Below are 8,155 nucleotides of genomic sequence, written 5' to 3' on the forward strand. Positions count from 1 at the left end.
AGATATTCTATCCCCTCAACCGCCGTTAATCAAGGTTCGGGCGGCAAACTATGACATTCGACGCATCAAAATTCACATAAAATACGCGCAAACCCAGGAAAAAGCCTTCGATCATGGGAGAATCGCGCATAAAACTACGCAATCGTGTTATTGGTCCGAAGCCTGTGAGTGCTTAGCGACGAGCGCGTCCGAAACCACACGCGGCACATAAACCGAAACGTCGCCGCCTAAGGATGCAACCTCACGGATAATCGTCGAAGACACCCCGCCGAAACGGTCCTCCCCCGCCAAGAACACCGTCTCCAAGTTTGCCAAATGGCGGTTCATACTCGCCATTGGAGCCTCATACTCGTAATCCGTGCCCGAGCGGAGGCCCTTAACAAGTACCTGCGCCCCGTGTTCCTGAGCCCACTGTGCTAAAAGTACCCCCGGTGGAATAACCTCAACCTTCATGGTGGTAATACCGCGCTCCGCGAGGGAACGCTCCACCAAGTTCACTCGCTCCTGCAGAGAAAAAAGGTATTTTTTAGAGGAGTTATGTGCAACCCCCACGATCACATCATCAAAGAGCGCAGAGGTACGAGCAATAATCTCCAGGTGTCCATGGTGAATCGGGTCAAATGATCCGGGGCAGATAGCTAACATGAAGCGTTCTCGCTTTCGGCGGGTTCAGAACCAGTATCCGTATATGATTCATCTGGTTCAAGATAGTACAGCACTGTCTCGCCATATTTCTTCATTGCAAACCGGCGCAGCTGAGATTTCCACGCGGGTTCCGCGTCGCGCGAAGAACGCTCCACGACCACGATGGCGCCCTCCGCTAGATTCGGGGTGATGACACACAAAATATCGAGAATCTGATCTTGTGTAAACGCATATGGAGGGTCAAGAAATACAAGATCCCAGGGGCCGCTATGGACCGCTACATAGCTTTGCGCGCTCCCCTGAGTCACTCGGGTAACGCCGGTTGCAGTTTTCGACGTTGCCGCAACATTTCGGCGGGTAACCTCACATGCCTTGGGGTGCTTCTCCACGAACTCGACGGATGCGGCACCCCGCGAAAGCGCCTCGCACCCTAGGGCACCCGATCCGGCATAAGCATCAAGAACACGTGCCCCCTGCACAACGCCATAGCTCTCCAGCTTCGAGAAAAGTGATTCCTTCACCCGATCGGTCGTGGGACGAGTGTTCTCTCCCGGCACCGAGGCAAGGCGTAGACCGCCAGCGGTTCCGGCAATAATACGGCTCATGCGTTCCTCACGTCTGTTCGTCGATAGTCTCTAGTGGCGGAGGCCCAAGGTAACAAAACCGCCAAACCCGTGTGTTAGCCACGCCCCAAAAATGCCTCACGGTCGGCATCAAGCGCCCGGTCAATTGTACGTGCCAAGTTCGGATGCTTCGCCAGCGTGGGATCCGCCGCGATCAGCGCCCGCGCATCCTCACGAGCGCGCTCAATAATGGTTGCGTCGGCGAGCGCCCGCAGGAACTTAAGGGTACTCTTCTTCCCGGACTGCGCGGCACCTAGGATATCACCCTCACGGCGCTGCTGCAGGTCTATCTGTGAAAGTTTAAACCCGTCGGTGGTGGACGCTACCGCATCTAGACGTTCGCGAGATACCCCTCCTGCTTCTTGCCGGGTAACAAGCAAGCAGGTTCCGGCAAAACCACCACGCCCTACGCGACCGCGAAGCTGGTGCAGCCCGGAAATACCGAAGCGATCGGCGTCCATAATCATCATGAGGGTTGCGTTCGGTACGTTCACACCCACTTCAATAACAGTGGTGCTCACCAGAATATCTATTTCTCCGCGTTCAAACGCGGTCATTACAGCAGTTTTTTCCTCGGGGTCCATGCGCCCATGCAGGCTTGCAATCCGGGTTCCGGTCAGCGCCGGATTCTGTTTTAGATAGGCGGTCATCGCAGTCACGGAGGTCAGGCGTGTTTTGCCGTCAGAACTCTGAGAACCTTCACGCCCGGCATCGCCGAAGAGCTGCTGGCCTTCTTCAAGTTCTTCATCGTCATCGCCAATTTTGGGAACTACCACGTAGACCTGGTGCCCTGCATCGATCTCTTCGCGAGCGCGTGTCCACAGGCGATCTGCCCAGGTCGGTTTTTCGGCAAGCGGCACCACGTGGGTTGCGGTCTGCTGCCGTCCGGCGGGCAGCTGATCGAGTACGGAAACATCAAGGTCGCCAAACACGGTCATGGCGACGGTACGGGGAATAGGGGTTGCCGTCATCACCAGACGATGCGGCAGCTCGCCGTTGTTCCCACGCAGAGAGTCACGCTGTTCCACGCCGAAACGGTGCTGTTCATCGACCACAACCATGCCAAGGTCGCGGAAGGTGACCGTGTCCGAAAGCAGGGCGTGGGTACCGATCACCACATCGGCGGTTCCGTCGGCGATTTCGGCGAGTACGGCACGCTTGTGTGCACTAGGCATTGAGGCGCTGAGTAGCCTAACCCGCACACGATGCGCGGATTTTTTGCTTTCTTTTTGGTTCTGGGGGTGAAAAAGCGTAGTCTCATATCCCGGTATTCCCTCTGTATCCGCTAAATCCCCGAGAATATCGAGGATCGAACGGAAATGCTGTTCGGCAAGCACTTCGGTGGGCGCGAGCATCGCGGATTGCCCACCAGAGTCGGCTACCTGAAGCATAGCGCGAAGGGCTACCACCGTTTTACCCGAGCCAACATCGCCTTGTAGAAGCCGATTCATAGGTGACGGTGAGGCGAGATCACGGGAAATCTCCTTGCCCACTCGTTGCTGCCCCTCGGTGAGCTCATAGGGAAGCACCTTTAGCAGAGCATCTGCTGCCCCATCCGGCAGGGCGGGCCGGGCCACGGTGGCGTGGGCGGCACGTGCGGCGTGTAACCGGGCCAAGGCGCTCTGCAGAACAAAGGCTTCTCGGTAGCGCATCTGAGCTTGAGCGGCGCGCCAGGTGTCCTCACTATCGGGAGTGTGCAGGGCGCGATAGGTCCACTCCAGCGAAGGGACTTTTCGGGCGCGGCGTATTTTATACGGTATTGGGTCTTCAAGCTCTTTTAGGGGCACAGATTCGATGAGCTGAGCAATAGCGGTCGCGATGCGATCCGTTGGCAGTTTTACCGGAGCACGATAAACGGGAATGGGCGCTTCGACCCGTTCGGGGGCGTTCGCATTTCTGTCGTCCGAAAGCAGGGCGTAATGCGGGTTTGTCAGTGTATACTCCCCACGATAAATCCCTACCTTCCCGGAGAACATCATGGTTTCACCAGCGTGGATCTCGCGTGCTGCGGTCCATGCGTTGAAGAAGGAAAGCTTCATGGTGGAGCCCACCCGCCCGGTTCCTGGTGCACCTGAACCGCCGAAACTATACTGCGGAACTCCGAAAAGATCATTTCCGCCGTTCTGTTGTCCGTAGGAATCAGCATAGCCCGAGTAACCGGCGGAAGGCGCGGCTAATCCGCTTACGCGCGGGTTTGTCTTGCCTGCGAGCATTCGTTGCGGTGTATTGGCCCTACCCTCGCGTACAGCGAAGGTGCCTGATGAAGAATTATCGACCGAATTCTGGTCGGATTCTGCTAGGGTATCGGTAATCGTGACTTCGGTGATTTTTCCTCTGCGTGCCGCCATGGTTCGGGTCGAAACGTTCGTGACCCTGGCGATAATTGTCACGTCCTGTCCCTCAACAAGGTCGGCAAACCGGCTAAGTTCTCCGCGAGGCAGATACTTCCGTGGAAAATATTCCAGCAGCTCCCCCACCGTGCTTATGCTCAGGTGAGTTTTGAGGGCGCGTGCCGTTGCCACTGACAGGTAGCGTGTTAAGGGTGCGTTTTCCAGGCGTTTCTCATCGTTATAGTGTGCTAAAGCCCGCGACCGTGCGGCACGTTGCTGTTGCTTTTCTTGCTCTTGAGAAGAGTCCGAACTAGACTTTGTATTCCGCGCTCCCGCGGCTAACTTATCTGCTTTCTTAGGGGTATTTGGGTCAGCGGCTTTCTTGCGCGAAGGTTTCTTTCCCGGTGTCTTTACGGCGTTCTTCGGTTCGACCTTTTCATGATGCGGCTCTTCTACAAGAGAAGCAAGATTATTGTTTTTCTCCGGAGAGATATCCGTGCTTAATTGCTTATGCGTAGAATTTTTTGGATTGGTTCGTGGGGGTTTCGCTCCCTTAGCTGCTGGTTTTTGCGATGCTGTTTGTGTGCTCTTCTTGGTTTTTCCTCGGATAGACGTTCCACGCTGGGACGGTGCTTCGGTACGCGCCGTATAAGCAATATCAGCCAGTTCGTACAGTTCCGCTGTCTCCATATTCTGAGCCGCCGCACCCAAAGAAGCACGCAGAGCATCCACAATACGCTGATACTCCGAGCTTTCACGCTGATGCGCAAGGGTGGAGAGTTCCGCTAACGTTTTAGTGCCGCGTGCATACTCGGCAAGGTCGCGAACCGTTACATATTCATGGGCTACAAGTTCGTCTTCAGAGAGAATGGCAGATGATTTAGGGTCAGAATGCTCGGTATCGGTTGGCTGCTGTTTGGCAGCTTTCTTGACCTGTCCAAAACCGCTTTCTAAAAATTCATCAGCAAAAAGGCTGGGAGTCGCGCCCTCATCATGCGCTTCTTTCGAGTTTTGAGGTGACACGTTTTCCCTCCTTTCTGCTCGCGGCACTCCGTCAACCCGAATACCTTCGGCTCGAACGGTCATATAAGACGTAGATTTAATACTACCGTTGCACATTTGGGGCACGCTACGAACCTCGTTAGCTCATGTCACCACGCAGCGCATGTCCTGATCGCCCACCCTCCCCGTGAACACAGGCTCTAGACATCAATCTTGAGAACACGATGGTGCGGCGCTCTCGTCCTCGTGAACAGTCAGCGAGCTTACTCGTTCGTCCGCTAATACACCGTAGTGAGCGATAACTTTGCGGGCTTCTTCCAAAGACGGCACATGCACGTGTAAGGTCCACATATTGTTCTTGAAATCGAGCGGGGTGAGCAACAGCGAGTCGCCAAGCTCTTCTAATTCTGCTCGAAGCTGCACGAGAGTAAGGGGGTCTATAGTTAGCGTCCCCATGATTTCCCAGGTTGACCCTGGGCTTTCCCGAGTACCGGTCGCATCAGTATGATGCTCTGCTTGGTCCTGCGTTCCTTCGGTCTTTCGCGCTTTCCGAGCAGACGTACTGTTTGGCTTTGTAACATCTGTAGGAGGCTCCGCCAAGGCATAAACCTCCTGCGCAGGCATACGCGAGCTCATCCAGCGCGGATTTGATTGTACCGCAGCCAGATAAAAGCCCAGGGCACCTGCATCTACGTATCCCTTGAGTTCTGGCAGCGGCGGATTCTGTGCCGTGCCCTCAAGCGCTCGGCGCATCGTGGCGCGACGAAACTCTGCACGTGCCGTCACATCGGTAAGCTCCGATCCTGCACGATAGTGAAAACGGTAATCTGCGAGCGCAACCATAATCGCTACCATAGTGCCCTGCTCTAGGCTTTCATCCGCAATAATACGGCGTACTCGTTCGGCGGCAAGCGCTAACGCATAGCTCTCACGGTACGCGCTCTCGCGTGTACCGGTTTCCGTAACAGATGTTTCGCGGTACATCGCCTCAAGCTCCTGAAGAAGCGGCAGATTATGTGCCTCTTCGCCCAGCTCTTCTGCTAGACGGCCGGGAAAATTCCAGTAGGTACGCACTGCCTCCAACGCCCAGGCGCACAGGAGCGTCCCAGAATTACCGCGAGCCACCCGACTAGCTTGCACGAGAGCGTTCTCATAGATTTCACCCAGACGTTGGTTAACGCTCTGTATATCCGTCGTGAGAGCGTGAAGATCATGCAGAAGGGTATCAAGCTCCTCACTAAAGGCCTTATTGAGAGCCTCTAAAGTGTGTACCAAATTCGAGCCTGTGTCCTGGTCGGGAACAGGGAAAGCGTTCAGAGAGTTAAGTGTGTCGCAATATACTCGCACTGTTGAGAGCGCCTCGCCAATCCACGTGACCCCGAAGTTAAGCGGGGTTTGTGCGGCAAAGTGCTCGCTCGTCATAACGTATCCTTCCCATCCGGGGTTGGGTAACCGTGCTCTTTCTAGCATACGACGGTTATGCTCGGTAATGTTCCCAACCATAGTTTTGGAGCTCATATCCATCGCACAGAATTCGTGATGCACTTCGTTCTTGAGCACTGCAAGAGCCTAAAGCGACAAAACCCTCAGGAATCGTGGCACCCGCCGGAAAACATGCTAAAAGCCCGTGGTCCTCGCCACCGCCCAGAACGCATTCACGGGCCAGGCTGACCGCAGAATCACCATGATCGTTATGAGGCTGATGCTCAAGAATAAGACTTGCCACTGGTACCAGCTCACGTGCCAGCTCGGTAATCGCAGAATCATTGAGCACGATATCGACGCCGGATGCTTCGGCAATTCGACGCGCGTCTTTAACGAGTCCGTCTGAAAGGTCTAGCATTGCGTTGGCACCGTATGCTGCAGCGCGTCGCCCTGCGGGTATGGGCGATACGGGCCTTAGCTGATGGGTAACAGCGCGTTCGATACGTTCTTTCTGCGTGGAAGGCAGCTGCTCGATCGAGTCGAGAGAGCCTGTGGTTGTCAGTAGCCGCAGCCCGGCATCAGCCCACCCGGTACAGCCCGCCAAAGCTACGGTATCTCCCGGTTGCGCCCCGGACCTCAGCACGGGGATTTCGCATCGTCCAACAGCCGTTATGGTAACGCTGGCATCGCGTGCGCTGCCTAGATCACCGCCGCCTACCGTACAGGCTGTAGCGCCGCATGCATGCAGCGAGTCGAGGATACCGCGGGCAAAGTCTTCAACCCAACCATAGGGGGTTTCGGGCGGCAGACTTAGAGATACAAAAAGGCTAACGGGTTCAGCACCCATAGCCGCAATATCGGCAAGGTTCTGGGTGGTGGCTTTCCACCCTACCTCGTAACCGCCGCTGCGCGGACCGGCAGGCCAGATATCGAGAAAATCTTGCCCATGTACCAGAGTATCTGTGGTGATAACCGTGCGTCGATTATCGCCCGTGAGCACTGCGCAGTCGTCACCGGGACCTACTTCAAGCACCGGTTCCTGCCCATGTGCGGAGGCAACCTGGATTATGGAGCGGTTATGCTCATCCAGCATGGGCATAAACAATTGCAAAACACGGGACTCCCCCAGCTGAGCCAATGTGCTCTTCCGGAGTGAACTTTCCCGTGCTTTATGCTTTTTGGTCCGAGGGTTCATTCCCCAATAATCGCCCATACCCTGTTACCTGGCACGGATAAAGTACCGAATCGCCACAATGGTAATCGCAAGAATTAGCAGGGAGAAGAACGCCAACGGCACGAAACCTGAGAGTCCAGGGCCACGAGAATCCGTTGAACGTTCCTGAACACTCTTAGGGCTATCGCCGTTCCGTTGCGCTTGCGAACCAGCGGACGTTGCAGGCGGACGAGCAACCGGGTTCACAGCAGATGGAACAGAATAAGAACCGTTTCTAGACTCCTGTGGGTTCGCCATTCTCAAAGTTGGCGAGCCGTTCCGGGCGTTCTCTCCACGGGACAAATATCCCTGTACCCAGTCCGCGGCGCCGGGGAACGCATTGGGGAACCCTGAATTTGTTGCAAAACGCCCCAACGTCGCGATGCTATTGGGGAAGGGTTCAGCAGATGTAGACGGCGCGGGTGCTGGAGAGACATTGCTCGACGGCGTTGCCGAAGGGCTGGCATCTGGAGCTGGCGAATCGTCAGACCCCGGGTTTCCATGCCCCGACGGGCTCGGGCTAGGAGTTGGAGCTGCCGATTCGGAAGCACTTGGGCTCGGGAACGGAACAGGCTGGCTAGTAGGCTGCTCCGAAGGCGCAGGGGTCCACCCAGGATCCTGAGACGGTGCGGGTGCGGGATCTGCAGGAGTAGGTGTTACGGGCGACGGGGTCGGAGAGACCGGGACCGGTGTGGGGGTCACGGGTGTTGGCTTAGCCGGAGCCGGTGTTACGGGAGTGGGGGTAGGATACACCGGTGTCGGGTTGGCCTGTGTAGGCGTAGGGTTCGCTGGGATCGGTGTGGGATTCACCGGAGCAGGGTTAACCGGAGTCAGATCCGGACTAGGCACAATGGTCGGTACAGGATCAGGCGCAGGGTTAACTGGTGTCGGGTTGGCCTGTGTAGGCGTAGGGTTCG

The 8,155-nt window shown here is 56.2% G+C and carries 4 protein-coding genes and 2 pseudogenes; all 6 read right to left on the reverse strand.

Going from position 1 to position 8,155, the window contains the following annotated elements:
* Positions 1-147: 147 nt before the first annotated feature.
* A complete protein-coding gene (gene coaD / locus HMPREF2958_RS05295) occupies positions 148-645 on the reverse strand; it encodes a pantetheine-phosphate adenylyltransferase (protein ID WP_070697146.1) in 498 nt (165 codons plus the stop codon).
* A pseudogene (gene rsmD / locus HMPREF2958_RS05300) lies at positions 639-1,256 on the reverse strand (16S rRNA (guanine(966)-N(2))-methyltransferase RsmD); the annotation flags it as partial. The gene coaD and the pseudogene rsmD, both read right to left, overlap by 7 nt.
* A gap of 68 nt (positions 1,257-1,324) precedes the next feature.
* On the reverse strand, positions 1,325-4,621 hold the full coding sequence (locus HMPREF2958_RS05305; protein WP_246828043.1) for an ATP-dependent DNA helicase RecG: 3,297 nt from the start codon (positions 4,619-4,621) through the stop codon (positions 1,325-1,327).
* Between the two features lie 186 nt (positions 4,622-4,807).
* Complete coding sequence (locus tag HMPREF2958_RS05310; RefSeq protein ID WP_246828044.1) at positions 4,808-6,022, reverse strand: DAK2 domain-containing protein; 1,215 nt, start codon at positions 6,020-6,022, stop codon at positions 4,808-4,810.
* Between the two features lie 55 nt (positions 6,023-6,077).
* Entirely contained in the window at positions 6,078-7,163 is a 1,086-nt protein-coding gene (thiL, locus tag HMPREF2958_RS05315; protein WP_246828045.1) for a thiamine-phosphate kinase, read from the reverse strand.
* A gap of 81 nt (positions 7,164-7,244) precedes the next feature.
* Positions 7,245-8,155: pseudogene (locus HMPREF2958_RS05320) on the reverse strand (transcriptional regulator); the annotation flags it as partial.

This window comes from Rothia sp. HMSC036D11, from assembly GCF_001814205.1.
GTDB lineage: Bacteria > Actinomycetota > Actinomycetes > Actinomycetales > Micrococcaceae > Rothia > Rothia dentocariosa.